This is a genomic window from Pseudomonas sp. SMN5 (genome assembly GCF_052041925.1).
Lineage (GTDB): Bacteria > Pseudomonadota > Gammaproteobacteria > Pseudomonadales > Pseudomonadaceae > Aquipseudomonas.
In genome coordinates this window covers 155,921-182,879 of sequence record NZ_JBKGGX010000012.1, presented here as the reverse complement: position 1 = coordinate 182,879, position 26,959 = coordinate 155,921, and the positions used below count along the sequence as shown (strand labels likewise).

Below are 26,959 nucleotides of genomic sequence, written 5' to 3'. Positions count from 1 at the left end.
TGGACAAATAAGTTTACCGGCATCACCCGGAGTCCACGATGTCCAGCACGCCCTCTGTCATGACCCATGCCCAAGCCCGAGGACTCCTCGCACAAGTCGACGTGCCACAGATCCTGCGCAAGCTGTTTCGCGACCTCGCCGCCGGGCAAGCGGTGCAACCACCCCAGCAATGGGTGGTGTTCCCCCACGGCGCCGGGGACTTCATCAATTACCTGGGGGTGCTGGCTGAAGACCAGGTATACGGAGTCAAGACCTCGCCGTATATCGTCGGCGAGCGAGGCTCGCTCGTCACCGCCTGGACCTTGCTGATGTCGATGCAGACCGGCCAGCCGCTGCTGCTGTGCGACGCCGCCGAGCTGACGACCGCCCGCACCGCCGCAACCACCGCCGTTGCCGTCGATGCCCTTGCCCCGTCCAAGGCCCAGCGCCTGGCCGTCATCGGCAGTGGCGCAGTGGCGCGGGCCCACGTGCAATACGTCAAGGGCTTGCGGGACTGGCAATGCATCAGCCTCTACTCTCCCGGGCTGAAGGATAAATCTGCCGGAGAACTGGCGTCACTCAACGACCTCGACCCACGCCTGCAATTGGCCGAAAGCCTGGAAGCTGCGGTAAGCGACGCCGATGTGGTCATGCTCTGCACCTCGTCCGCCAAAGCGGTGCTCGACCCTCAGGTCCTCGGCAAACCGACACTGATCACTTCAATCAGCACCAACGCCCCGCGAGCCCACGAAGTGCCGCCGCAGAGTCTGAACGACATGGACGTGTTCTGCGATTATCGTCAGACCACGCCGGGTTCGGCCGGAGAAATGCTGATTGCCGGCGAGCAGCATGGCTGGGATGCGTCGCACATCGTCGGCGACTTGCCGGAGCTGCTCAGCGAACAGGTCGCGCGTCCTGGCTATGAACGCCATGTGTTCTTCCGCTCCATCGGCCTGGGGCTGGAGGACGTTGCGCTGGCGAATGCGCTTTACCACCTCCGCGACTGATACACCACATTCCCCTGTGGGAGCGAGCCTGCTCGCGATGAGGCCGGCACATTCAAAACAATGTCGCCGGTCAGGCCGTCATCGCGAGCAGGCTCGCTCCCACAAGGAACCAGCGACATTCCCAGGATCGCGCTCCACAGGAGAGCTACATGAACTCAGCAGATTTCATCATCATCGGCGGTGGCATCGCCGGTGCTTCCACCGGTTACTGGCTGGCGTCCCATGGCCGGGTCATTGTGCTTGAGCGCGAATCCCATCCGGGCTATCACTCCACCGGGCGTTCGGCGGCGCTGTACACAGCCGCCTACGGCACTGCGCAGGTACGGGCGCTGACCCAGGCCAGCCGGGATTTTTTCGACGCGCCGCCAGCGGGTTTCTGCGAGCATCCATTGCTGACCCCTCGGGGCGAAATGACCGTCGATTTCACCGGCGACCCGGTGGAGCTGAACAATCAATACCTCAGCGCCAAGGCCACCGTGCCGCAAATGCAACTGCTCAGCGCCGAAGAGGCGTGTGTGCGACTGCCGATCCTGCGACGGGAAAAGGTCCACGGCGCCATTTACGATCCCACGGCTGCGGACATCGACACCGATGCACTGCACCAGGGTTACCTGCGAGGTATTCGGCGCAGCGGCGGTGAGGTGCATACCGACAGCGAGGTGCTAGACCTGTGTCGCGACGACCAGGGGATGTGGCAGGTACGGACCGCGGACCGGACCTTCACGACGCCTGTGCTGATCAACGCGGCCGGGGCCTGGGCCGATGAGATCGGGCAGATGGCCGGCGCGCCGAAACTGGGCCTGCAACCCAAGCGTCGCGCGGCCTTCATCTTCGCCGGCCCCGAGGGCGTGGACATTCATGATTGGCCGATGCTGGTAAGTCTGGATGAATCGTTCTACATGAAGCCCGACGCCGGCATGTTCCTCGGCTCGCCGGCGAACGCCGACCCGGTGGAACCTCATGACGTGCAACCGGAAGAACTGGACATCGCCATGGGCATCTACCAGATCGAAGAAGCCACAACGCTCACCATCCGCCGTCCGACCCGCACGTGGGCCGGGTTGCGCAGCTTCGTGCACGACGGGGACTTGATCAGCGGTTTCGATCCGCAGGTTCCCGGCCTTTTCTGGGTCGCGGCGCAGGGCGGCTACGGCATCCAGACCTCTCCCGCCATGGGCCAGGCCAGTGCGGCACTGGTGCGTGGCGAACCGCTGCCCGAGGCGCTGGCCCGTTTTGGCCTGAACAGCGCAATGCTCTCCCCCGAACGTCTGGGTTGACGCACCGGGTAAAAGCTACGTAGGTGACGCATCGCCACGATTGCGGCACACTCCCCCGCGCCCCTGTTCCACGGGGCGCTGACGCTGCCTGGAGCCCTGTCATGAACGCCCCGCAACCCGATCCGGCGCTGGAAAACTTCCACACCATCGCCGACGCCATCGCCACGCTGTTCTACCCCCACGCCGAGGTGGTGCTGCACGACCTGCGCACGCAGAAAGTCGACTACATCGCCAATAACCTCTCCAAACGTGAGATCGGCGACGACTCGTCCCTGGACGACATGCTCAGCGAAGACGTGAGTGAACGGAACATCGGGCCCTATGAAAAACTCAACTGGGACGGACAGAAGATCCGCAGCCTCAGCAGCGTCCTGCGTGATGCCGACGGTCGCCCGCTGGCGGTGCTGTGCATCAACCTGAACATTTCGCTGTTCGAGAATGCCAAGGCCGCCCTCGACCTGTTCCTGTCGCCGGGCAAATTGATTCCCCAGCCGGAGTCGTTGTTTCGCGATGACTGGCAGGAACGGATCAACACCTTCCTGCACGCCTGGATGCGCGAACGTCAGCTGAGCCTGAATCTGTTGACCCGCGATCACAAACGCGAGCTGGTGCTGGCGTTGCACGCTGAAGGCGCCTTCAAGGGCAAGAGCGCCTCCAACTATGTGGCCAATGTACTGAACATGGGGCGGGCGACGGTTTACAAGCATTTGAAGGAGTTGAAGGGCTAGGATTTGTGTTGCCTGGCCTGCTCGCGATAGCGGTCAGTCAGTCGCCATAGATATCGGATTTGAAATACTTGGCCTGGATCCGCTGATACTCCCCACTGGCCCGAATCCCATCGATGGCCTTGTTCAAGTCCGCCACCAATTGGGTATTGCCCTTGCGCACCGCAATGCCCGCGCCTTCACCGACGTATTTCGGGTCCTTGAGTTCAGGACCGACAAAGGCATAGCCCTTGCCGCGCGGCATCGAGAGGAAGTCTTCCAGTGGAATGGTGTCGGCGAAGATCGCGTCCAGGCGACCGGACGCCAGGTCCATGTAGATCTCTTCATTGTTGCTGTAGCGCTTGATGATCACGCCCTTGGGCTCGAGGACTTCCGTGGCGTAGCGATCGGTCGTGGTGGCCCGTTGCACACCCACGGTCTTGCCCTTGAGGCTGGCGTACTGATCATCGACCACCGCGCCCTCCTTCATCACCAGGCGCGACGAAGTGAAGTAATACTTGTGGGTGAAGTCCACCGACTTCTTGCGCTCTTCGGTGATGGTCATGGAGGACAATGCCAGGTCGATCTTCTTCACCTTCAGCGCCGGAATCAGCCCATCGAACTCACCCTCGACCCATTTGCACTCGACCTTCATCTGCGCACACAAGGCGTTGCCGATGTCGTAGTCGAACCCCACGATGTTCCCTTCCGAATTCTTGGACGCAAATGGCGGATAAGCCGCCTCGATGCCGATCCGCAGCGTCTTGTCGGCGGCGAACAGATGGCTGGAGGCCAACAGACTCAAGGCCAGGCCGGTGATGAGGGGAAATTTGTTCATGACGTTCTCTCGCGGGTTGTTGTTGGTTTGGCAGAGAAAAAAGCGTGCAAGGATGTTTTGTACTTATAAATCCATACTGGACTTTAATGTACAAATCGTCAATCGGTCAGGCAGGGAATTGGATGGGAGGCTGATGACCTCATCGCGAGCAGGCTCGCTCCCACAGGGGCCCGTGTATTAACTCAGCTTTATTGTGGGAGCGAGCCTGCTCGCGATAGGGGACTGACATCCGCCGAAGAAACAGCAGAAGGGTTACTTTTTCCAGCGATCCGCGGCCACATGATCACTGTCCCGCCCTTCCACCCAGCGCGGGCCGTCGGCGGTGTTTTCCTTTTTCCAGAACGGGGCGCGGGTCTTGAGGTAGTCCATGACAAAGGCGCAAGCATCGAATGCGGCCTGGCGATGGGCGCTGGCAGCGGCCACGAAGACAATCGGTTCGCCCGGTTCCAGGGCGCCGATGCGGTGCAGCACTTGCAGCTTGAGCAGCGGCCAGCGCTGCCCGGCCTCGGTGGCGATCTTGGCCAAGGCTTTTTCAGTCATGCCCGGGTAATGCTCCAGGAACATCCCGGACACATCGAGGCCATCGTTGAAGTCACGCACATAGCCGACAAAACTCACCACCGCCCCCACACCGACGTTGGCCGCCTGCATCGCGTTGACTTCAGCGCCCGGATCGAACGGCTCGGCCTGCACACGAATGGCCATGGCTCAGCCTCCGGTCACGGTGGGGAAGAACGCGACTTCGTCGCCGTCGACCAGAGGCTCATCGAGCTGGCACAAGTCTTCGTTGCGGGCACACATCAGGTTCTGCTCCCTGAGCACCTCGGCCCCCTCGCGCCTGGCAAGCAGTGCACGCACGTCATCGACGGTGGCGAAGTCGCCTTCGACCACCACCGAATCCACCCCCAGCGCTTCACGGTACCGGGCAAAGAATTTCACGGTAATTTTCATGGCTTTCATGACGCATCCGCCTGGAAATGGCCGCTCTTGCCGCCCAGTTTCTCCAACACCCGCACACCTTCGATGGTCATGCCCCGGTCGACGGCCTTGCACATGTCATAGATCGTCAGCGCCGCGACACTGGCGGCGGTCAATGCTTCCATCTCCACCCCGGTCTGCCCCGACAGTTTGCAACGAGCAACGATACGCACCAGGTCGTCGCCCTGGGCATCGAGTTCGACCTTGACGCTGGTGAGCATCAGCGGATGACAGAGTGGAATCAGGTCGCTGGTCTTTTTCGCCGCCTGGATACCGGCGATGCGCGCCACGGCAAACACGTCGCCCTTGGGGTGACCGCCACTGACGATCATCTGCAGGGTCTCGGGCAGCATGCGCACAAAGGCTTCGGCGGTGGCCTCACGGAACGTCACGGCTTTGTCGGTGACGTCGACCATGTTGGCGCGACCTTGGGAATCGAGATGAGTCAGCACAGGGTTACTCCTGATCGGGAGTGTCGATTGTAAACCCGTGGGTCAGATTCAGGCACGCCTGATTGTCGCACCTGGGGTGCGCTGTAATGCCCCAGACACCGCACATCCCCTTTTTGGGAGCGGGCTTGCTCGCGAATGCTGTGGGTCAATTGCTCAATAGGCGTCTGACACAGCGCTTTCGCGAGCAAGCCCGCTCCCACAGGTTTTTGTACAGCCGTAAAAAACCGGGCGGCCTGGAGGCCGTCCGGTCTGGTTGGGTTACAGGTGCGATTCGGCGTATTCGGCCAGGATCGAGCGCGGTACGCCTTGCAGGGTGATGTGGACGCCGTTGGGGAAGTCCTTGAAGCGTTCGGTCAGGTAGGTCAGCCCGGAGCTGGTCGCGGACAGGTAGGGGGTGTCGATCTGCGCCAGGTTACCCAGGCACACGACTTTGGAACCGGCACCTGCACGGGTGATGATGGTTTTCATCTGGTGCGGCGTGAGGTTCTGGCACTCGTCGATCAGGATCAGGCTCTGCTGGAAGCTACGGCCACGGATGTAGTTGAGGGATTTGAACTGCAACGGCACTTTGCTGAGGATGTAGTCGACGCTGCCATGGGTGCTTTCGTCATCCATGTGCAAGGCTTCGAGGTTGTCGGTGATGGCCCCCAGCCAAGGCTCCATTTTTTCCGCCTCGGTGCCGGGCAGGAAACCGATCTCCTGGTCCAGGCCCTGCACGCTGCGAGTGGCGATGATGCGCCGGTAGCGCTTGCTGACCATAGTCTGCTCGATGGCCGCGGCCAGGGCCAGGATGGTCTTGCCCGAGCCTGCGGCACCGGAGAGGTTGACCAGGTGGATATCCGGATCGAGCAGGGCGAACAGCGCCAGGCTCTGATAGATGTCACGAGGCTTGAGACCCCAGGCTTCCTGGTGCAGCAGGGGTTCCTGGTGCAGGTCGAGGATCAGCAACTTGTCGTCCTGGATTTCCTTGATCCAGCCGACGAATCCTTGTTCGTCGATGATGAATTCATTGATGTGCACGGCCGGCAGGTTGTCGATCAGTTGTACCTGATGCCAGGTGCGGCCATGGTCCTGGCGGGTTTCGACCTTGCTCACGCGGTCCCAGAACGAGCCGGTCATGGTGTGGTAGCCGTTGGGTAACAGCGAGACGTCGTCGACCAGTTGGTCGGTGCTGTAGTCTTCTGCCGCGATCCCGCAGGCGCGGGCCTTGAGGCGCATGTTGATGTCTTTGGTCACCAGCACCACGGCTTGATCCTTGTTGCGCGCGTGCAGGTCGATCAACTGGTTGATGATGATGTTGTCGTTCAGGTGTTCAGGCAGTACCAGGTTAGGTTCGGTGCGCTTGCTCATCAGGATCGAGAGCAGGCCCTTGGGACCGCTCTTGCCCCGCTGGATCGGTACCCCCAGCTCGACGTCCTCGGGGGAGGCATCGCCCAGGGTCTTGTCGATCAGGCGGATCGCCTGGCGGCATTCGGCCGCAACGCTATGGTGGCCGCTCTTGAGTTTGTCCAGCTCCTCAAGGACGGTCATCGGGATGGCAACGTGGTGTTCTTCGAAGTTCAGGAGCGCGTTTGGATCGTGGATCAATACGTTGGTATCGAGTACATAGAGGATTGGCTGGTTGGAGGAAGGGCTACGTCCGTGGTCATCCATACTCGGTCACCTATGTGGGGGCCATTCGACGCAATACCGTGACAGTGCTGCGCCTCGAAGTAGCCACCGAATTCACCTGCGGGGATGAGGTGAACTGCACACAATCTGGGTCTTGGAAGACGCCACCTGTGTTGCAGGTTTCGGCGGTCTGACCTCTTGATACTCCAAAAACCATGACAGGAAAAAGCACTTTGACGCTTTTTTGAAGTTTATTTTGCAGAGTGACGAATAACCCTTGGCGTACCGCCGTCGCGCCGTTAAAGTCGGAAGTCCGGTCGTCATGAATGTGCGCCGCAATTTTCCCCTTCCCCAATGTTTCCGGGCCTTTCGGGCGTTCAGCGAAACGCTTCCTGACAATCCTCCCAACCGATCCCGCTTTGCGCCGTCTGTGTCATGAGCCAGGGCAATGCCGTTTTCACGCCATCCTGCCTGGCGTTGAAATTGATCACGCCATGGCGCCACAACAGCATCAGGGTCAGCGCACGCTGGGCGCTTTGCTCAGGCTTGAGCCGGCCGGTGCTGTCCAGAGGGTCGATGTCCCACAGCGCCACTTGCAGGCCCTGGCTGCGGAAAAACCCTTCGGCATCGCCCCGGCGCTGGCCCTGGGGTGGCCGGAACAGCGGCACAAAGTTTTCCGGCAACTTGCCCTTGACCAACTCGACACTGCGTCGCACCGAATCCTGCCAGTCCTGCCAATAACTGTGGGAACGGAATTCCCAGCCCTGCACACCCACGCATTGTCCTGAATACAGCCCCTGAAGACTGTTGACCGAGCGCTGTGCCAGGCGCGCCTGGATGTCCTTGCCCAGCACGAAAAACGTGCCGTTCATGTTCGACTTGCGCAGGTAATCGGCCAGCCACTGGGTATGGTCCGGTACGACGTTGGCGCCACTGTCGAAGGTCAGCAGGAACAGCCGGTCGTTCATTTCTTCGCCGTTGCGCTCGTAATCACCGAACCGGGCGATTTCGCTGCTCGATTGCGGAAACAGCGCGGCTTTGCGCAACAGTTCATCCCGGTATTGTGTGTGGAAGATCTGGCTCGGCCCGGCCCACTTGATGTAGTAGGAGTCGTCATCGAGATGGAATCGACGGGCTTCTTCACGCAGGGTGGCCATATCCTCGACCAGGTAACAGAAAGACGCATCCTGGTCACAACTGCGCTGAGCGAAATTGTAGCCAGTCAGCAGCCGACGCCAAAGCCGTTCGCGAAGCGCGTCAATCGCGCCCATGTTGACCGTGCGCAGCCCCAAGTACTGTTTCAGCGCGGTCTCGTCCATGGCGTCGACGTCGAGCAGCACACGGGCGAACATTAGGATCTCGGCCCGCGAGGCCACGTCGAACAGGGTCGGGCTGGTGAGTTGTTCCGGCCAGGTGCTGCGATCCAGGGTGGCGACGTCGATGGGCGCGGCAATGGCGCCCAGGCTCAACAGCCATGCCGATAACAGAAGAACGATACGCAAAAGGGATGTCTCCATAACGAAACCCGCGGCGGCATCATAGCCGATCCTGGAGCGAGGACTCGCCTGCGCCCCCTTATCTGGCCCACCTGCTTTCGTGGCGAGGGAGCTTGCTCCCGCTGGGCTGCGAAGCAGTCCCAGGAGTGCCGTCGCGAAACAGCCCCAAATGCCAGCGACCGCTTCGCGCTCGAGCGGGAGCAAGCTCCCTCGCCACAAGAGTCTACGCATCCAGGCTACAGCTCGAATCGCACCACCCATCCCCTATCACCCCAATAGCTGGAGTCCACCCGGACAACCCCCTAGAATCGCCGCACCTTTAAAGGAGACGAACGCATGCTGATGGTGATTTCCCCCGCCAAGACCCTCGACTACGAAACACCGCCGGCCACCGAGCGTTTCACCCAGCCGCAGTATCTGGACCACTCCCAGGAGCTGATCGAGCAGTTGCGCGAGTTGTCGCCGGCGCAGATCAGCGAACTGATGCATGTGTCCGACAAGATCGGCGGCCTGAACGCTGCGCGCTTCGGAAGCTGGACCCCAGCGTTCACCCCGGCCAATGCCAGGCAGGCGCTGCTGGCCTTCAAGGGCGATGTCTATACCGGGTTGGATGCGCAAAGCCTGGGTGAAGCCGATTTCGACTACGCCCAGAAACACTTGCGCATGCTCTCGGGACTCTATGGCCTGCTGCGCCCTTTGGACCTGATGCAGCCCTACCGCCTGGAGATGGGAACGAAGCTGGCCAATGCCCGCGGCAAGGATCTCTATGCCTTCTGGGGCACGCGTATCAGCGAATGGCTCAACGAAGCCCTGGCTGATCAAGGCGACGATATCCTCTTGAACCTGGCTTCCAACGAATATTTTTCAGCGGTCAAGCGCAGTGCACTGAATGCGCGAGTCATTGATACCGAGTTCAGGGACCTGAAGAACGGCCAATACAAAATCATCAGTTTCTACGCCAAGAAAGCCCGAGGACTGATGAGTCGCTTTGTCATTCAGGAGCGGATCAACAATCCCCAGTCACTCAAGCAATTCGACGCTCAGGGCTATCGGTTCGCCCCGGAGCAGTCGAGCCCGGACAAACTGGTTTTCCTGCGCGACCATGCACCTGAATAAGGCATAAACATATATGCCCCCTGATCGGGGGCTTCGATCACATCCGCACTTGTCATCTTACTTGCCCGCCTAGTTCGTCAGTTCCATGACGCCAATAAATCGTCCCACTCCATCGCTAACTTTTCTTTCACTCGACACTCGTCAGTTTTTTGCGTAGTGGCACCAAATTTTTTTACCAGTAGTGGCACAAAAATATCTACCCCGCCTAACTCCCCATCAATAAAGGGCAAAATCGCAGGTGCCATCATATTGCGAGCAGTGCCATCTTCGAGAATATTTCGAAAAATTTCGAAAATCACGATGAGCGGATAGGAACTATGTCAATTTGCACGGCTCATACCACCCGTAACGATTCTCGCCGCGTCTGTAAGAGAAAACTTACATAGGGTATCGACCAGAGTAACCAAGTTGTCACGACAACTAAGTGAAACGGTCGTACAAATGGACCCAAGATGAAAGGACAGGAGATAACGCACCATTAGTATCCCCTACAAGGCCAAGGCTGCGCCCCTATAACGTGCTCACCCGAGCACACAAGCTTCTGATTTTGTGGGCTTTTTGCCAGAGATCGGAGGTAATGGATTTTTGCACGAACGCCCCCGATAACGGGGGTCTGGCTGCATAACAGGGCAGGTCATAACAACTAGGCCGCTTTGCGCACAACTTGAGTGCAATTATTTAGACACTCGGAACTTGTATGCCTGCACACGGCACTGTGGCGCCTGCATTCCACACTTCCGAGTGCGCGATGACCGCTGAACACTATTAACTCCGGCCATTTAATGGCGTGAAAAACAGAGGTAAATGCGATGCGCATTAGCATATTTGGTTTGGGTTACGTCGGTGCAGTATGTGCCGGTTGCCTGTCTGCACGGGGCCATGATGTAGTTGGCGTAGATGTCGCCAAAGACAAAATCGACATGATCAACGCCGGTAAATCGCCGATCGTTGAACCGGGTCTTGGCGAACTGCTGGCACAAGGTATTCAAACAGGTCGACTGCGCGGCACTACCAACTTCGCCGAAGCCATTCGTGATACCGACCTGTCGATGATTTGCGTTGGCACGCCGAGTAAAAAGAACGGTGACCTGGAACTCAACTACATCGAAGCGGTGTGCCGCGAGATCGGTTTTGTCCTGCGTGAAAAGACCACCCGCCACACCATCGTGGTTCGCAGCACCGTGTTGCCGGGCACCGTCGCAAACGTTGTCATTCCGATCCTCGAAGACTGCTCCGGCAAGAAAGCCGGCGTTGATTTCGGCGTCGCGGTCAACCCTGAGTTCCTGCGCGAAAGCACCGCGATCAAGGACTACGATCAGCCACCAATGACCGTCATCGGCGAATTCGACAAAGCCTCCGGCGACGTCCTGCAATCGCTCTACGAAGAACTCGACGCGCCGATCATCCGCAAAGACATCGCCGTCGCGGAAATGATCAAGTACACCTGCAACGTCTGGCACGCCACCAAGGTGACCTTCGCCAACGAGATCGGCAACATCGCCAAGGCCGTCGGCGTCGATGGTCGTGAAGTGATGGACGTGGTCTGCCAGGACAAGGCCCTGAACCTGTCCCAGTACTACATGCGCCCTGGCTTCGCGTTCGGCGGCTCCTGCCTGCCCAAAGACGTTCGCGCCCTGACCTACCGCGCCAGCTCCCTGGACGTGGAAGCGCCGTTGCTCAATTCGCTGATGCGCAGTAACGAGTCCCAGGTGCAGAACGCCTTCGACATCGTGTCCAGCCACGAGAAACGCAAAGTCGCCCTGCTGGGCCTGAGCTTCAAGGCCGGCACCGACGACCTGCGCGAGAGCCCGCTGGTTGAGCTGGCGGAAATGCTGATCGGCAAAGGCTACGACCTGCGCATCTACGACAGCAACGTCGAATATGCCCGCGTCCACGGTGCGAACAAGGACTACATCGAGTCGAAGATCCCTCACGTCTCGTCCTTGCTCAACTCCGACTTCGACTCCGTGATCGACAGCTCCGACATCATCATCCTGGGCAACCGCGACGAGAAGTTCCGCGCGCTGACCGAGAACGTACCGGAAGGCAAGCAGGTCATCGACCTGGTCGGCTTCATGTCCAAGACCACTCATGAGAGTGGCCGGGCCGAAGGCATCTGCTGGTAAGGCAGCCCCAAGCTGCGAGCTTCAAGCTTCAAGCTGAAAGCCCTCTTGCGGCTTGCAGCTTGAAGCTTGCAACTGATTCTGGGAATCAAGATTATGCACAGGCTAAAGCACGGCCTGCTTCAGGCCGCCGGTTGGCTGTTTTACTTGAGTTTATTGATGGGTATCGCCGCGGTGCTGCCCACGTCTACGTTCGACTCCGAATCCAAGGACTTCATCTTCCTGATCGGCGCCGTGGGCATCTGGCGTTACTCCATGGGCGCGACGCATTTCGTTCGCGGCATGATCTTTCTGTACATCGTCTACCCACACCTGCGCCGCAAGGTACGCAAGCTGGGCAAGGCAGCGGATCCGTCCCACGTGTTCCTGATGGTCACCAGCTTTCGAATCGATGCGCTGACCACCGCCCAGGTCTACGGTTCGGTGATTCGCGAGGCCATCGACTGCGGGCTGCCGACCACCGTGGTCTGCTCCATCGTCGAGATGTCCGATGAACTGCTGGTCAAGAGCCTCTGGGCCCGCATGAACCCGCCAGAGCGGGTCAAGCTGGACTTCGTGCGCATCCCCGGCACCGGCAAGCGTGACGGCCTGGCCTACGGTTTCCGCGCCATCTCCCGCCACCTGCCGGACGACCGTGCCGTGGTGGCGGTGATCGACGGCGACACCGTGCTCGCCGAAGGCGTCGTGCGCAAGACCGTGCCATGGTTCCAGCTGTTCGGCAATGTCGGCGGCCTGACCACCAACGAGTTCTGCGAAGTGCGCGGCGGCTACATCATGGCCGAGTGGCACAAGCTGCGTTTCGCCCAGCGTCACATCAACATGTGCTCCATGGCCCTGTCCAAGCGCGTGCTGACCATGACCGGGCGTATGTCGGTGTTCCGCGCCACCGTGGTGACCAACCCGGAATTCATCGCCGACGTGGAAAGCGACTCGCTGCAACACTGGCGCCTGGGCCGCTTCAAGTTCCTCACCGGTGACGACAAGTCGAGCTGGTTCAGCCTGATGCGCCTGGGCTACGACACCTTCTACGTGCCGGATGCGGCGATCAACACGGTCGAGCACCCACCCGAAAAGAGCTTCATCAAGGCCAGCCGCAAGCTGATGTTCCGCTGGTATGGCAACAACCTGCGGCAGAACTCCCGGGCGCTGGGCCTGGGTCTGCGGCGTCTGGGCCTGTTCACCTCGGTCGTGCTGCTCGACCAGCGCGTATCGATGTGGACTTCGTTGCTGGGCCTGACCGTGGCACTGATCGCCAGCTTCAAGTACGGCACCGCGTTCATCCTGGTGTACCTGCTGTGGATCGGCATCACCCGGTTGATCCTGACCTTGCTGCTGTCGTGCTCCGGGCACCGGATCGGTCCGGCCTACCCGATGATTCTCTATTACAACCAGATCGTCGGCGCGCTGGTGAAGATCTACGTGTTCTTCCGCCTCGACCAACAGTCCTGGACCCGCCAGCCCACTGCACTGACCCGTGATCTCGCCAGCTTTCAACGTTGGTTCAACACTTGGTCGTCTCGGACCATGACCTTCTCCGCCGGCAGCATTTTTGTCGCCGTGCTGCTGACGATGGTCTGACCGGACTTGAATGAATTAACCAGGAAATCGCCCCTATGAATACCGCCGTGAATGTCAACGTAGTGCATGAATCCGAAGCCCAGCGCCAACACGCCCGGGTGAAAATCCCGGCCAAGCTGCGCTTTTTCGGTCCCGACCGGACGCCAATGGAAGTCAAGGTCCTGGACCTGTCCGCTGGCGGCCTGTGCTTCAATGCCGGCCAGGCGCCGCTCAAGATTGGCGAAACCTACAAGGCGCGCCTGCAATTCGTGATCGACAACCTTGGCCTGGCCATGGACGTGGAACTGCAGATCCGTTCCCACGACCGCCAGACCGGCCGCACCGGTTGCCAGTTCCAGAACCTGGAACCGCGTGACATCGCGACGCTGCGCCACATCATTACCTCGCACCTGGCCGGCGACATCGTCGGTGTCGGCGACGTGCTGGCGACCTTGCAGCGCGACAACTTCACCAAGGCACGCAAGCAGAAAGACGAAAGCGGCGGCATGACGGCTTTCGGGCGCCTGCGCGCGGTGACCTTCAGCCTCGGGATCTTCATCGTCGGCCTGGCGGCGTTCGGCTTCATCTTCAAGTCGGTGTACGGCATGTACTTCGTCAGCCACGCCCAGGCGGGCCTGGTGAACGTACCGGGCATGGCGATCACCATGCCGCGCGACGGCACCGTGCAGAGCCTGGTCAAGGCCGATGGCGTGGCCGCCAAGGGCGCTCCTTTGGCGACTTTCAGCACCAGCATGCTCGACGTGCTCAAGGGCCATCTGGACGACAACCAGCTGCAGCCGGCCAAGGTCGAGGAACTGTTCGGCAAGCAAATGACCGGCACCCTGACCTCCCCTTGCGACTGCATCGTTTCCCAACAACTGGTTGCCAACGGTCAGTACGCCAGCAAAGGCGACGTGATTTTCCAACTGGTACCACGCGGCACCGAGGCCAACGTCGAGGCACGCTTCTCCTATCGCCAGTTCGGCGACGTGCGCCCAGGCACCCCGGTCAACTTCCAGGTCGCCGGCGAAGACACCACCCGCACCGGCAAGATCGTCAGCAGCACCAGCCTGAAAAGCGAAGACCTGTCCTCCGATATCCGTGTCCTGATCAAGCCAGACGAGCCCCTGGACAGCGCGCTGGCCGGTCGCCCGGTCGAAGTCCACAGCGACCGAGGCCCAAGCCTGAACTGGCTGATCGACAAAGCCATGGCTGTTGGTAAGTAAGCAGAGGACATGCCCGTGACGACTCCACAAAACAACAATGCGCTGCACTCCCTGTGGGAGCGAGCATGCTCGCGATGGGATCAGCGAGGTGTGTCTGAAGGATCGCAGCGCCTGCCTGGCGAGCAGGGTCGCTCCCACAAAGGAATGCTTTCCCACGGCGGAACACTGTGTGCCGTTGCCCTGGCCGTCAGCCTTGCCGGTTGTGCCGGCCTGCCCGACCAGCGCCTGGCCAACGAAGCCCTCAAGCGCGGCGACACGGCGTTGGCGCAGCAGAACTATCAGCAACTGGCCGACCTGGGCTACAGCGAGGCCCAGGTGGGCCTGGCCGATATCCAGGTAGATAGTCGTGATCCGGAGCAGATGAGAAAAGCCGAGGCGACCTACCGCGCCGCGGCCGACATTTCGCCACGGGCCCAGGCACGCCTGGGTCGCCTGCTGGTAGCCAAGCCCGGCTCCACCGAGGCGGAAAAGCACGAGGCCGAAGGCCTGTTGAAAAAAGCCTTCGCCAATGGTGAAGGCAACACGCTGATCCCGCTGGCGATGCTGTACCTGCAATACCCGCACAGCTTCCCGAACGTCAACGCCCAGCAGCAGATCAGCCAATGGCGCAGCGCCGGCTACCCGGAAGCCGGCCTGGCGCAGATTCTGCTTTACCGCACCCAGGGCACCTACGACCAGCATCTGGACGAAGTGGAAAGAGTCTGCAAGGCCGCCCTCGCCGCCACCGATATCTGCTACGTCGAACTGGCCACGGTCTATCAGAAACGCGGCCAGGCGGAACAGCAGGCCGCGTTGATCCAGCAGATGCAGGCCGGTCACGCCCGTGGCGTGGTCTCGGCACAGCGCGTGGACAGCGTCGCCCGAGTCCTGGCCGACGCCAGCCTGGGCAAGACGGACGAAAAAACCGCCCAGTCGCTGCTCGAAGGCATCGCCCCCGGCTACCCTGCCGCCTGGGTCAGCCTGGCGCAGCTGCTCTACGATTTCCCCGAGCTGGGTGACGTCGACAAGATGATGCAGTACCTGGAAAACGGCCGCGCCGCCGACCAGCCGCGCGCCGAAGTGTTGCTGGGCAAGCTGTACTACGAAGGCAAGTGGGTGCCGGCCGACGCCAAGGTCGCCGAGGCGCATTTCCAGAAAGCCGTGGGCCGCGAAGTGTCTGCCGACTATTACCTGGGCCAGATCTATCGCCGTGGCTACCTGGGCCAGGTGTACCCGCAAAAAGCCCTGGACCACCTGCTCAAGGCCGCCCGCAGCGGCCAGAACAGCGCCGACTTCGCCATCGCCCAGTTGTTCTCCCAGGGCAAGGGCACCAAGCCCAACCCGGTCAACGCCTATGTGTTCAGCCAGTTGGCCAAGGCGCAGAACACCCCGCAAGCAATCGAGCTTGCCCAGACCCTCGAAGCACAGCTACCGCCGCAGCAGCTTGCACAAGCCCAACGCCTGCTACAACAAGAGCAGGCCATTCGTGGAGCGATGAGCCCCGATACGCTGGAACTGCAAGCCCTAAAAGAAGATGACGGCGAGGAAAAACCATGAAGCCATTGAAGCTCAATCCTTTTGTGCAGGCCGGCATTGGCCTGACCTGCGCCCTGCTGTGGTCCTGCCCGACCCTGGCGGCGCTGACTGAAACCAAGAACTTCGGCCTGGAAGTGAAGATCACCGGCCAATCCGAAGACGACCGCGACCTCGGCACCCAGAGCGGTGGCGACGTCAACGGTATCGGCCTGGACCTGCGTCCCTGGGTCTACGGCGAAAGCGGTAACTGGAGCGCCTATGCCATGGCCCAGGCCGTGACCTCCACCGATATCATCGAGACCGACACCCTGCAACAGTCCGATGGCGCGACCGAGCAGACCGACAGCGGCGACCGCGAAGCCAAGAAGAGCTACCTGGCGATGCGCGAATTCTGGATTGGCTACAGCGGACTGACCCCGTATCCGGGCGAGCAGTTGAAGTTCGGTCGCCAGCGCCTGCGCAACGACGACGGCCAATGGCGCGACACCAATATCGAAGCCTTGAACTGGACCTTCGACACCACGCTGCTGCGTGCCAACGTCGGTGTTGCCGAACGTTTCAGCGAATACCGCACCGACCTCAAGGAACTGTCTCCCAAGGACAAGGATCGCCTGCACGTCTACGGTGACGTGGCGTACCAGTGGATGCCAGGCCAATGGGCCGGTATCCGCGCCCACCACACCCACGACAACGGCAGCCTCGACTACCCGGTTCCGGGCGAACCCACCGACACCCTGGACAAGACCCAGAACGGCGACATTTCCTGGCTGGGCCTGGAAGCCAACAGCGACGCCTACAACTGGCGCAACACCAACACCGTCAATTACTGGGCCAGCCTCACCGGCATGAGCGGCGACCGCGACACCGTCAACGCACTCAATGCCGACGGCACGCGGCCGGCGCAAGCCAAGCGCAGCGAAGACCTCAATGGCTGGGCCACTGACCTGGGTATCCGCCTGCGTCTCGATCCACAGTGGCAAGTCGGTGCGGCCTATGCCCGCGCCAGCGACGAGTACCAACAGAACGGCCTGCAAAGCAACCGCTCGAACTTCACCGGTACCCGCTCACGCGTGCACCGCTTCGGCGAAGCGTTCCGTGGCGAAATGGCTAACACCCAAAGCGCCAGCCTGTTCGGTTCCTGGCAGTTGCGCGACGAATACGACGCCAGCCTGGTGTACCACAAGTTCTGGCGCGTGGACGGCAACAAGCCGGTGGGCAGCAACGGGATCAACGCTGTGGAAAACAACACCGACGACGTGACCGGCGCGATCCTGTCCACCTCGACCCTGCCGCTGCGTGACGGCGACAAGGACCTGGGCCAGGAAGTCGACCTGGTCGTCACCAAATACTTCAAGCAAGGCCTGTTGCCGGCCGCTTTGAGCCAGTCCATCGATGAGCCATCGGCGCTGGTGCGCTTTCGTGGTGGCGTGTTCAAGCCAGGCGACGCCTACGGCAAAGAGGTCGATTCGTACATGCACCGCGCCTTCGTCGACGTGATCTGGCGCTTCTGATGCGAATGACCATGGGAGTGCCCGAAATGAACCGCTACCTCAGGAACAGCCAGGCGATGAAAGGTTCGATCAGCCTGTTGGTCGCAGCCATGCTGCTGGCCGGCTCGCCGGCGTTCGCCAACGTTGAACCGGCGGTCAAGCCGGGCAGCGTGGTCAAGGAACTGCAAAGGGCCAAGACCTACACCGTCAGCAGCGCGCCGACCGCCCCGCTGGAACTGGCCACGCCGACCTTGCCCGACCTCAGGGGCTACACCGCCGAAGCGGTGGCAGCCAAGATCGTGCGGACCAAGGTCGGCAAGATCAGCGTGCGCCGGATGATGCAGGAAAACGCCTTGAAGGACTTCATCGGCGGGGACAACAAGATGGCCGAGTGGGTGGTGCGCCAGCACGGTATCCCACAGGCCATCTTCCTCGACGATGGCTACATGAACCTCAAGGACCTGGCCAAGAAGGTGCCCAAGTACGTGATCGAAACCTCGCCGGGTGTCTACCTGGCGAGGATTCCGATCGTGGTCGGCCAGAAGGGCATCCTGGAAATCGACAAACAGACCCAAGAACTGCGCCTGTCCCAGGAGGGCGGCTCATTCCTGGTCAACGACGGCACGATGTTCATCCGCGACACCAAGGTCACCGGCTGGCGCGAAAAGGATAATGGCCCTGCCACCTTCCGTTCGCCCAAGGAATTCCGTCCGTTCCTGCTGTCCTGGGGCGGCACCGAGACCTACATCGTCAACACCAAGATGGCGAGTTTCGGCTACTCCAACAGTAAGTCGTACGGGGTGAGTATTTCCCAGTACACGCCGAACATGGCCAAGGTCCTCAAGCGTCCGGAACCGACCGGCTGGATCATCGGTTCCGAGTTCTCGGACATGTGGTACGGCTTCTACTGCTACGAGACCCGCGACTTCGTGGTCAAGGGCAACACCTACAAAGACAACATCGTCTACGGCATCGACCCCCACGACCGTTCCCATCGGCTGATCATTGCCGACAACACCGTCTACGGGACCAAGAAGAAGCACGGGATCATCATTTCCCGTGAGGTCAACGACAGTTTCATCATCAACAACCGCAGCTACGACAACAAGCTCTCGGGCGTGGTGATCGACCGTAACAGTGTGAACAACCTGATCGCCTACAACGAGATCTACAAGAACCACACCGACGGCATCACCCTCTACGAGAGTGCCGACAACCTGTTGTGGGGCAACAAGGTGATCAGCAACCAGCGCCACGGCATCCGGATTCGTAACAGCGTGAACATCCGCCTGTACGAAAACCTGTCCATGGCCAACGGCCTGACCGGCCTCTATGGCCACATCAAGGACCTGTCCAACACCGACCGGGACATCAAGCTCGACCCGTTCGACGCCCAAGTGTCGCTGATCGTGGTTGGAGGCGAACTGGCCGGCAACGGCAGTGGCCCGTTGTCCATCGACTCGCCGTTGAGCGTCGAGCTGTACCGCGTGTCCATGCTCGCGCCGACCAAATCCAGCGGCATCAGCTTCACGGGAATCCTGGGCGAACGCCAGGATGAAATTCTCGATTTGCTGGTGCGCCAGCAGAAAGCCGTGCTGATCGACCCTGTCGAACGCCAGACCGAATTGCGGGACTGAGGATGACCTTTATGAACCCACAGATGATCAAACTCCTGGGCCTGTCCGCCCTGACTGCCGGCATTCTCGCGGCTGCAAGCGGCGCACGCGCCGACGAAATCAAGGCGCCGACCTTCACCGCCGAACCGTGCTGCAACCTGTGCCCACAAGCCCACGATCCAAAGAACTACACCACCCGTTACCAGCAGAACTTCACCACGCTGGTACAGGCCCAGGGCGACTGGCTGTTCCGGACCCAGGAAGACCTGCGGACCGAATTCAACACCACCCCGGCCGGCTACCAGCGCCTGCAACAGTTGCATGATGCGTTCAAGAAGAAAGGCGTCGAGCTGGTGCTCGTCTACCAGCCGACCCGTGGCCTGGTGAACCGCAACAAGCTCAACCCGCAGGAGAAGGCCAGCTTCGACTACGAAAAGGCCCTGGGCAACTACAAGACCATGCTCGGTCGCTTCGCCCAGATGGGCTACGTGGTACCTGACCTCTCGCCGCTGACCAACGAGAACCTGCCCGAGACCCTGCCGGCCCACGATTTCTACTTCCGTGGCGACCAGCACTGGACGCCCTACGGTGCCCAGCGCACAGCCAAGATCGTCGCCGAGAAGGTCAAGCAGCTCCCGGCCTTCGCCGACATTCCCAAGCGCGAGTTCGAGACCAAGAAATCAGGACGCATGGGCAAGACCGGCACCCTGCATAACATGGCCGGGCAGCTGTGCGGCACCAGCTACGCCATCCAGTACATGGACCAGTTCACCACCGAGCCCAAGGGCGAGGCCGGCGACGGCGACCTGTTCGGCGATTCCGGCAACCCGCAGATCACCCTCGTGGGCACCAGTCACAGCGGCAAGAACTACAACTTCGCCGGCTTCCTGCAAGAAGCCATCGGCGCCGACATCCTCAACGTGGCCTTCCCGGGCGGCGGCTTCGAGGGCGCGATGATCCAGTACCTGGGCAGCGAGGAGTTCCAGAAGAACCCGCCGAAGATTCTCATCTGGGAATTCTCGCCGCTGTATCGCCTGGACCAGGAAACCATCTATCGCCAGATGTTTGCCCTGCTGGACAACAACGGTTGCGAAGGCAAGCCGGCCCTGATGAGCAGCAAGACCGCGCTCAAACCGGGCAAGAACGAATTGATGGTCAACAGCAAGAACATGGACCTGCGCAACAGCAGTCACCAAGTCGACATCCGCTTCGCCGATACGTCGGTGAAAACCTTGCAAGCCACCCTCTGGTACATGAATGGGCGCCACGAGGATATCAAGATCGAAAAACCGGATACCTCCGAAACCGACGGGCGTTTCGCCTTCCAGTTGCGCACCGACGCGGACTGGGCTTCGCAAAATCTGCTGGCTGTCGAAGTCCAGGGGCCTGAAGCCGGTGCAGCGCCACAGCAGGTGGAAGCGAAAGTCTGCAAACGAAACGCATCTGTGCAAGCCGAACAAACGGCTCAGATCGGACAATGAGGTCTCGTCTCATGACCAGAACCACGCACACCCGAACGTTGAAACAGCTGCTGGCGCCGTCCCTGCTGACCCTGGCGATGTTCGCCGGGGCCACCCAGGCCGCCGCTCCGCTGCGCCCGCCACAGGGCTACTTTGCACCGATCGAGAAGGTCAAGGCCGGCGAGCGCGGCGAGGGCTGCGACGCCGTACCGACGCCCTATACCGGCTCGCTGCAGTTTCGCAGCAAATACGAGGGCTCCGACAAGGCCCGGGCGACCCTGAACGTGCAGTCGGAGAAAGCCTTTCGCGACAGCACCGCCGACATCACCCGGATCGAGCGTGGCGTCAGCAAGCAAGTGATGCAATTCATGCGTGACGGTCGCCCTGAACAACTGGAATGCACCCTGAACTGGCTGACCACCTGGGCCCAGGCCGATGCGCTGATGTCCAAGGACTTCAACCACACCGGCAAGTCGATGCGCAAATGGGCCCTGGGCAGCATGGCTTCGGCCTATGTGCGCCTGAAGTTCTCCGAGTCCCGCCCGTTGGCGAACCATCAGGAGCAGGCACAACTGATCGAAAACTGGTTCAGCCGCATGGCCGACCAGGTGGTCAGCGACTGGGACAACCTGCCGCTGGACAAGACCAACAACCACTCCTACTGGGCCGCCTGGTCGGTCATGGCCACCTCCGTGGCAACCAACCGGCGTGACCTGTTCGATTGGGCCGTCAAGGAATACAAGGTCGGCGTCAACCAGGTCGATGCCGACGGCTTCCTGCCCAACGAACTCAAGCGCAAGCAACGCGCGCTGTCCTACCACAACTACGCCCTGCCGCCGCTGGCGATGATCGCCAGTTTCGCCCAGGTCAACGGTGTGGACCTGCGCCAGGAAAACAACGGCGCCCTCAAGCGGTTGGGTGAACGCGTCCTGGCCGGGGTGAAAGATCCGGACATCTTCGAAGAGAAGAACGGCGAGGAACAGGACATGAAGGACCTCAAGGTCGACTCCAAGTTTGCCTGGCTCGAACCGTTCTGCAGCCTCTACACCTGCCCCGAGGATGTCCTCGAGCGCAAGCATGAGATGCAGCCGTTCAAGACGTTCCGTTTGGGCGGGGATTTGACCAAGGTGTATGACCCGGCCAACGAAAAAGGCAAAGGCTCGTAGGCCAACACGATCCCCTTGTGGGAGCGGGCTTGCTCGCGAATGCGGTCTGACATTCAACAGTGATGTCGACTGATCTACCGCTTTCGCGAGCAAGCCCGCTCCCACAGGGAATGTGGTGTGTTTTGAAGTGATGAAACCTCCCGGTTTTCATGGGGGGGTTTGGGGGGGCTCTGGCCCTTGACTGTTGATTCAACATGGAGAGATCGGGATGGTATTTTCATCCAACGTGTTCCTGTTCCTGTTCCTGCCGATCTTTCTCGGCTTGTACTACCTGAGCGGGCAACGCTATCGCAACCTGCTGTTGCTGGTCGCCAGCTATGTGTTCTATGCCTGGTGGCGGGTGGACTTCCTGGCGCTGTTCGCCGGCGTGACCCTGTGGAACTACTGGATCGGCCTGAAAGTCGGTGCCGCCGGCGTGCGTACCAAGCCGGCCCAGCGCTGGCTGCTGCTCGGCGTGGGCGTGGACTTGGCCATCCTGGGCTATTTCAAGTACGCCAACTTCGGCGTGGACAGCCTCAACGCCATCATCACCAGCTTCGGTCTCAACCCGTTCATCCTGACCCATGTGCTGTTGCCGATCGGGATCTCGTTCTACATCTTCGAGTCCATCAGCTACATCATCGACGTCTATCGCGGCGACACCCCGGCCACCCGCAACCTTATCGACTTCGCGGCATTCGTGGCGATTTTCCCGCACCTGATCGCCGGTCCCGTGCTGCGTTTCCGTGACCTGGCCGACCAGTTCAACAACCGCACCCACACCCTGGACAAGTTCTCCGAAGGCTGCACGCGCTTCATGCAGGGCTTCATCAAGAAGGTGTTCATTGCCGACACCCTGGCGGTGGTGGCCGACCATTGCTTCGCCTTGCAGAACCCGACCACCGGCGATGCCTGGCTCGGCGCCCTGGCCTACACCGCGCAGCTGTACTTCGACTTCTCCGGCTACAGCGACATGGCCATCGGCCTGGGTCTGATGATGGGTTTCCGCTTCATGGAGAACTTCAAGCAGCCGTACATCAGCCAGTCGATCACCGAGTTCTGGCGCCGCTGGCACATCAGCCTGTCCACCTGGCTGCGTGACTACCTCTACATCACCCTGGGCGGGAACCGCAAAGGCACGTTGATGACCTACCGCAACCTGTTCCTGACCATGCTGCTCGGTGGTCTGTGGCACGGCGCGAACATCACCTACGTGATCTGGGGTGCGTGGCACGGGATCTGGCTGGCCATCGAAAAAGCCGTCGGTATCAACACCACGCCACGCACCATCAACCCGATCCGCTGGGCGCTGACCTTCCTGCTGGTGGTGATGGGCTGGGTGATCTTCCGGGCCGAAAACCTGCACGTGGCCGGTCGCATGTACGGCGCCATGTTCAGCTTCGATGACTGGTCGCTGTCGGAACTGACCCGCGCCAACCTCACCGGCCTGCAGATCGCCACGCTGGTGGTGGCCTACGTCACCCTCGCCTTCTTCGGCCTGCGGGACTTCTACACCAACCGTCCACCGGTCAAGACCAAGCCAGAAGTGAGCACCAAGGCCGACGGCCCGGCGACCGCCCAACCGGGAATGATCAAGGCCGTGCCGGGCGACAACCCGTCGACGATCCATGAACCTGGCTACACCGTTGGCGTCGAAGCCCAAGTGCAACCGGCCTACTGGACCGTGGACTGGTCGCGCTACGTGATGCGTGCCCTGGTGTTGCTGCTGTTCATCGCCTCGATTCTCAAACTCTCGGCGCAAAGCTTCTCGCCGTTCCTTTACTTCCAGTTCTGAGGGATCTGAACATGACCCGCTCATTACGCATCTTTTACATCGCACTGTTCCTGCTGATCCTGACAGCACTGGGCCTGTGGTCGATGCGCAGTTTCTTCGGCTTCAGTACCAACCCCGACGCGACCGTGCTCAACGGTCGCTGGGCCAAGGCCGTGGAAACCCACTACGACGACCAGTTCCCGATCAAGCGCCTGGGCACCAACATCTGGGCCGCGCTGGACTACAAGCTGTTCAACGAAGGCCGCAAAGGCGTGGTCCTGGGACGCGACCAGTGGCTGTTCAGCGACGAAGAGTTCAATCCGATCGTCAATGAAGAGGTGAACCTGCAGGACAACTACGCGCTGATCGAAGGCGTGCGCCAGAAACTCAAGGAACAAGGCATCACCCTGGTCATGGCCATCGTGCCGGCCAAGGCGCGGCTGTACCCGGAGCACCTGGATGAAGTGAAGCCATCGAGCATTCACACCAACCTGTACCAGGACTTCCACACTCGTGTAGCGGCTGACAAGATCCTCGCCCCGGACCTGCTGGGCCCGCTGCAACAGGCCAAGCAAAGCGGCCAGCAAGTGTTCCTGCGCACCGACACACACTGGACGCCGGAAGGCGCCCAGGTCGCGGCAGACAACATTGCCAAGGCGATCGCCGAACGCACCCCGCTGGAAGGCGAACCACAACGCTTCGTCACCGAGCCCGGGGAAAAAATCACCCACAAGGGCGACCTGCGCCAGTTCCTGCCGCTGGACCCGCTGTTCGAAAACCTGATGCCGGCCCAGGAGCCGCTGGTCAAGCGCAACACCCGTGAAGCCGACGACCAGCCGGCCGAAGGCGATGCGCTGTTCGCCGATGCCCAGGTGCCCGTGGCCCTGATCGGCACCAGCTACAGCGCCAATCCCAACTGGAACTTCGTCGGCGCGCTCAAGCAAGCCCTGCACAGCGACGTCGTGAACTACGCCGAAGACGGCCATGGCCCGATTCTGCCAATGCTCAGCTACCTCAAGAGCGACGCCTTCAAGAACAGCCCGCCCCAGGTGCTGATCTGGGAGTTCCCTGAACGCTATCTGCCCGTGAACAACGAAATCGGCGACGCCGACCCGCAGTGGGTCGCAGAACTCAAACAAGCCGGTGCGCGCCAACAGAACGTTGCCGCCAACACTCAATCCGAGACGCCCGACCGGGCGCAAAACTGAAAGAGAGGTCCACCATGACTTTCAACACTACTCCTCGTCGTCTCGCTGCTCGCTCCTTCAAGGCCGTTGCCCTCGTCGCCAGCATGAGCGCCCTTTCCCTGTCCGCCTTTGCCGGTGATTCGGCCCTGTACGGTCCGGTCGCGCCAAAAGGTTCGAGCTTCGTGCGTATCTACAACGCCAGCAACGCCGAAGTCAGCGCCACCGTCGGCAGCACCAGCCTCAACGATGTTGCCCCCCTGGCCAGCAGCGATTTCAGCTTCATGCCTGGCGGTGACTACAGCGCCAAGGTCGGCAGCCAGACCGTTCCGGTCAAACTGGCCCCCGATCACTACTACACCCTGGTCAACAACGCCACCGGCCAGCCGCAGCTGATCGAAGAGCCGCCGTTCAAGAACAAGCAGAAGTCCCTGGTCCGCGTGCAGAACCTCACCGATAAGGCCCTGACTCTCAAGACCGCCGACGGCAAGACCGAAGTGGTGCCGAACGTCGCGGCCAAGGGCCGTGGCGAGCGTGAGATCAACCCGGTGAAAGTCAGCCTGGCGCTGTTCGAAGGCGACAAGAAAGTCGGCGACCTCAAGCCCGTGGCCCTGGAGCGCGGTGAAGCGGCCGTGCTGTACGTCACCGGTTCAGGCAGCAGCCTGTCGCCAGTGTGGGTGAAACGCCCCGTGTCGACCCGCTGATCAATTCACCTGATTGACGCTGTCCTGTGGGAGCGGGCTTGCTCGCGAATACGGTCTCACATTCAACATTGATGTTGGCTGAAACACCACTTTCGCGAGCAAGCCCGCTCCCACCCTGAATTGGGATGTCAATCGGGTACGGAACAAAAACAAGAGAGTGAAACGACAGAACGCAGTAGCTCTAACAACCATTTCGCTTCAAAGGAGTAACAAACATGATTCCGGTGATCTTGTCAGGTGGTAGTGGCTCACGTCTTTGGCCGCTTTCGCGCAAGCAATTCCCTAAACAGTTCCTGGCCCTGACCGGCGAACACACCCTGTTCCAGCAGACCCTCGAACGCCTGGTGTTCGAAGGCATGGATACGCCGATCGTGGTCTGCAACAAAGACCACCGGTTCATCGTCAACGAGCAACTGAGCAACCGTAACCTGGAAGCCCAGCGCATCCTGATGGAACCGTTCGGGCGTAACACTGCGCCGGCCGTGGCCCTGACCGCGATGATGCTGGTCAACGAAGGTCGCGACGAGCTGATGCTGGTGCTGCCGGCCGACCACGTGATCGAAGACCAGAAAGCCCTGCAACGCGCATTGGCCCTGGCCACTGTGGCTGCCGAGCGTGGCGAGATGGTGCTGTTCGGCGTTCCGCCCACCAAGCCGGAAACCGGTTATGGCTACATCAAGTCGACCAACGATGCGCTGCTGCCAGAGGGCGTGAGCCGGGTTTCGCACTTCGTCGAAAAACCCGATGCCAAGCGCGCCACCGAGTTCCTCGAAGCCGGCGGTTACTTCTGGAACAGCGGCATGTTCCTGTTCCGCGCCAGCCGTTTCCTCGAAGAGCTGAAAAAGCACGATCCGGACATCTACGACACCTGCCTGCTGACGCTAGAGCGCAGCGAGCAGACCGCCGACACCGTAACCCTCGACGAAGCGACCTTCGCCTGCTGCCCGGACAACTCCATCGACTACGCCGTGATGGAAAAGACCCAGCGCGCCTGCGTGGTCCCACTGGCGGCCGGCTGGAGCGATGTCGGTTGCTGGGCATCGCTATGGGAAGTCAATGAGAAAGACACCAATGGCAACGTCACCAAGGGCGACGTCGTGGTCCAGGACAGCCGCAACTGCATGATCCACGGCAACGGCAAGCTGGTGTCGGTGATCGGCCTGGAAAACATCGTCGTGGTCGAGACCAAGGACGCGATGATGATCGCTCACAAGGACAAGGTCCAAGGCGTGAAGCAGATGGTCAATACGCTCAATGCCCAAGGTCGCAACGAGACCCAGAACCACTGCGAGGTCTACCGTCCATGGGGCTCCTATGACTCGGTGGACATGGGCGGGCGCTTCCAGGTCAAGCACATCTCGGTCAAGCCGGGCGCGTGCCTGTCGCTGCAGATGCACCACCACCGCGCCGAGCACTGGATCGTGGTCAGCGGCACCGCCGAGGTGACCTGCGACGAAAACGTGTTCCTGCTCACCGAGAACCAGTCGACCTACATCCCGATCGCGTCGGTCCACCGCCTGCGCAACCCGGGCAAGATCCCGCTGGAAATCATCGAAGTGCAGTCCGGCAGCTACCTGGGCGAAGACGACATCGAGCGCTTCGAAGACATCTACGGTCGCTCCACCCCGATCGAACGCGGCGTGTCGGTGAAAACCATCGCGCAGTAACGATCAGCAGGACAAGAAGCCCCCATCCAGCCCACTGCGC

General features: G+C 60.8%; 23 protein-coding genes. 16 read left to right on the top strand and 7 right to left on the bottom strand.

From position 1 onward, the window contains the following. Positions 1–38: 38 nt before the first annotated feature. The 3 genes from ACLEJR_RS14605 to ACLEJR_RS14595 all read left to right on the top strand — a co-directional run bounded on the left by ACLEJR_RS14605 (position 39) and on the right by ACLEJR_RS14595 (position 2,991). Positions 39–986: an ornithine cyclodeaminase family protein gene (locus tag ACLEJR_RS14605; RefSeq protein ID WP_440814751.1), complete on the top strand. Its 948-nt coding sequence runs from the start codon at positions 39–41 to the stop codon at positions 984–986. A gap of 149 nt (positions 987–1,135) precedes the next feature. After that, positions 1,136–2,263, top strand: a complete 1,128-nt coding sequence (locus ACLEJR_RS14600; RefSeq protein WP_440814750.1) for an NAD(P)/FAD-dependent oxidoreductase — start codon at positions 1,136–1,138, stop codon at positions 2,261–2,263. Between the two features lie 101 nt (positions 2,264–2,364). Beyond that, on the top strand, positions 2,365–2,991 hold the full coding sequence (locus ACLEJR_RS14595) for a helix-turn-helix transcriptional regulator (protein WP_440798747.1): 627 nt from the start codon (positions 2,365–2,367) through the stop codon (positions 2,989–2,991). Positions 2,992–3,028: 37 nt separating this feature from the next. On the opposite strand, the gene ACLEJR_RS14590 is transcribed toward ACLEJR_RS14595, so the two are convergent. From ACLEJR_RS14590 to ACLEJR_RS14565, 6 genes are all read right to left on the bottom strand, one after another. Then, positions 3,029–3,805: an ABC transporter substrate-binding protein gene (locus tag ACLEJR_RS14590; RefSeq protein WP_440798749.1), complete on the bottom strand. Its 777-nt coding sequence runs from the start codon at positions 3,803–3,805 to the stop codon at positions 3,029–3,031. Positions 3,806–4,057: 252 nt separating this feature from the next. Next, positions 4,058–4,510, bottom strand: a complete 453-nt coding sequence (gene moaE / locus ACLEJR_RS14585; protein WP_440798751.1) for a molybdopterin synthase catalytic subunit MoaE — start codon at positions 4,508–4,510, stop codon at positions 4,058–4,060. Positions 4,511–4,513: 3 nt separating this feature from the next. Continuing rightward, positions 4,514–4,756, bottom strand: a complete 243-nt coding sequence (locus ACLEJR_RS14580) for a MoaD/ThiS family protein (RefSeq protein WP_440798836.1) — start codon at positions 4,754–4,756, stop codon at positions 4,514–4,516. Positions 4,757–4,761: 5 nt separating this feature from the next. After that, positions 4,762–5,235: a cyclic pyranopterin monophosphate synthase MoaC gene (gene moaC, locus ACLEJR_RS14575; protein ID WP_440814748.1), complete on the bottom strand. Its 474-nt coding sequence runs from the start codon at positions 5,233–5,235 to the stop codon at positions 4,762–4,764. Positions 5,236–5,493: 258 nt separating this feature from the next. Continuing rightward, entirely contained in the window at positions 5,494–6,888 is a 1,395-nt protein-coding gene (locus ACLEJR_RS14570) for a PhoH family protein (RefSeq protein WP_042730167.1), read from the bottom strand. A gap of 335 nt (positions 6,889–7,223) precedes the next feature. Further along, the gene (locus ACLEJR_RS14565; protein ID WP_440814747.1) at positions 7,224–8,348 is read right to left on the bottom strand and encodes a polysaccharide deacetylase family protein; all 1,125 of its coding nucleotides are present in this window, start codon (positions 8,346–8,348) and stop codon (positions 7,224–7,226) included. Positions 8,349–8,678: 330 nt separating this feature from the next. On the opposite strand from ACLEJR_RS14565, the gene yaaA reads away from it, so the two are divergent. Beyond that, positions 8,679–9,458: a peroxide stress protein YaaA gene (gene yaaA, locus ACLEJR_RS14560; protein WP_440814746.1), complete on the top strand. Its 780-nt coding sequence runs from the start codon at positions 8,679–8,681 to the stop codon at positions 9,456–9,458. Positions 9,459–9,535: 77 nt separating this feature from the next. Here the strand turns inward: yaaA and ACLEJR_RS14555 are convergent, their stop codons facing one another. Continuing rightward, positions 9,536–9,757, bottom strand: coding sequence for a hypothetical protein (locus ACLEJR_RS14555; RefSeq protein WP_440814744.1), 222 nt, complete (start codon positions 9,755–9,757; stop codon positions 9,536–9,538). Positions 9,758–10,267: 510 nt separating this feature from the next. On the opposite strand from ACLEJR_RS14555, the gene ACLEJR_RS14550 reads away from it, so the two are divergent. The 12 genes from ACLEJR_RS14550 to ACLEJR_RS14495 all read left to right on the top strand — a co-directional run bounded on the left by ACLEJR_RS14550 (position 10,268) and on the right by ACLEJR_RS14495 (position 26,919). After that, on the top strand, positions 10,268–11,584 hold the full coding sequence (locus ACLEJR_RS14550; protein ID WP_440798761.1) for a nucleotide sugar dehydrogenase: 1,317 nt from the start codon (positions 10,268–10,270) through the stop codon (positions 11,582–11,584). Positions 11,585–11,677: 93 nt separating this feature from the next. After that, complete coding sequence (alg8, locus tag ACLEJR_RS14545; protein ID WP_440798763.1) at positions 11,678–13,159, top strand: mannuronan synthase; 1,482 nt, start codon at positions 11,678–11,680, stop codon at positions 13,157–13,159. A gap of 35 nt (positions 13,160–13,194) precedes the next feature. After that, entirely contained in the window at positions 13,195–14,364 is a 1,170-nt protein-coding gene (locus ACLEJR_RS14540) for an HlyD family efflux transporter periplasmic adaptor subunit (protein ID WP_440798765.1), read from the top strand. Positions 14,365–14,373: 9 nt separating this feature from the next. Next, complete coding sequence (gene algK / locus ACLEJR_RS14535; protein WP_440814743.1) at positions 14,374–15,900, top strand: alginate biosynthesis TPR repeat lipoprotein AlgK; 1,527 nt, start codon at positions 14,374–14,376, stop codon at positions 15,898–15,900. A 5-nt stretch (positions 15,901–15,905) separates the two neighbouring features. Continuing rightward, positions 15,906–17,390 carry an alginate export family protein gene (locus ACLEJR_RS14530; RefSeq protein ID WP_440814770.1) on the top strand — a complete coding sequence of 495 codons (1,485 nt, stop codon included), beginning with the start codon at positions 15,906–15,908 and terminating at the stop codon, positions 17,388–17,390. A gap of 26 nt (positions 17,391–17,416) precedes the next feature. Continuing rightward, positions 17,417–19,006, top strand: a complete 1,590-nt coding sequence (algG, locus tag ACLEJR_RS14525; RefSeq protein WP_440798768.1) for a mannuronan 5-epimerase AlgG — start codon at positions 17,417–17,419, stop codon at positions 19,004–19,006. 11 nt (positions 19,007–19,017) lie between these two features. After that, positions 19,018–20,466 (top strand): alginate O-acetyltransferase, encoded by a 1,449-nt coding sequence (locus tag ACLEJR_RS14520; RefSeq protein WP_440814740.1) that lies wholly within the window; start codon positions 19,018–19,020, stop codon positions 20,464–20,466. 11 nt (positions 20,467–20,477) lie between these two features. Next, a complete protein-coding gene (locus tag ACLEJR_RS14515) occupies positions 20,478–21,611 on the top strand; it encodes a mannuronate-specific alginate lyase (RefSeq protein WP_440814737.1) in 1,134 nt (377 codons plus the stop codon). A gap of 208 nt (positions 21,612–21,819) precedes the next feature. Continuing rightward, positions 21,820–23,385: an MBOAT family O-acyltransferase gene (locus tag ACLEJR_RS14510; protein ID WP_440814736.1), complete on the top strand. Its 1,566-nt coding sequence runs from the start codon at positions 21,820–21,822 to the stop codon at positions 23,383–23,385. 11 nt (positions 23,386–23,396) lie between these two features. Continuing rightward, positions 23,397–24,572, top strand: a complete 1,176-nt coding sequence (locus ACLEJR_RS14505) for an alginate O-acetyltransferase (RefSeq protein ID WP_440798776.1) — start codon at positions 23,397–23,399, stop codon at positions 24,570–24,572. Between the two features lie 14 nt (positions 24,573–24,586). Further along, positions 24,587–25,252 (top strand): alginate O-acetyltransferase AlgF, encoded by a 666-nt coding sequence (locus ACLEJR_RS14500; RefSeq protein WP_440798778.1) that lies wholly within the window; start codon positions 24,587–24,589, stop codon positions 25,250–25,252. A 215-nt stretch (positions 25,253–25,467) separates the two neighbouring features. Beyond that, complete coding sequence (locus ACLEJR_RS14495; protein ID WP_440798780.1) at positions 25,468–26,919, top strand: mannose-1-phosphate guanylyltransferase/mannose-6-phosphate isomerase; 1,452 nt, start codon at positions 25,468–25,470, stop codon at positions 26,917–26,919. Positions 26,920–26,959 lie beyond the last annotated feature (40 nt).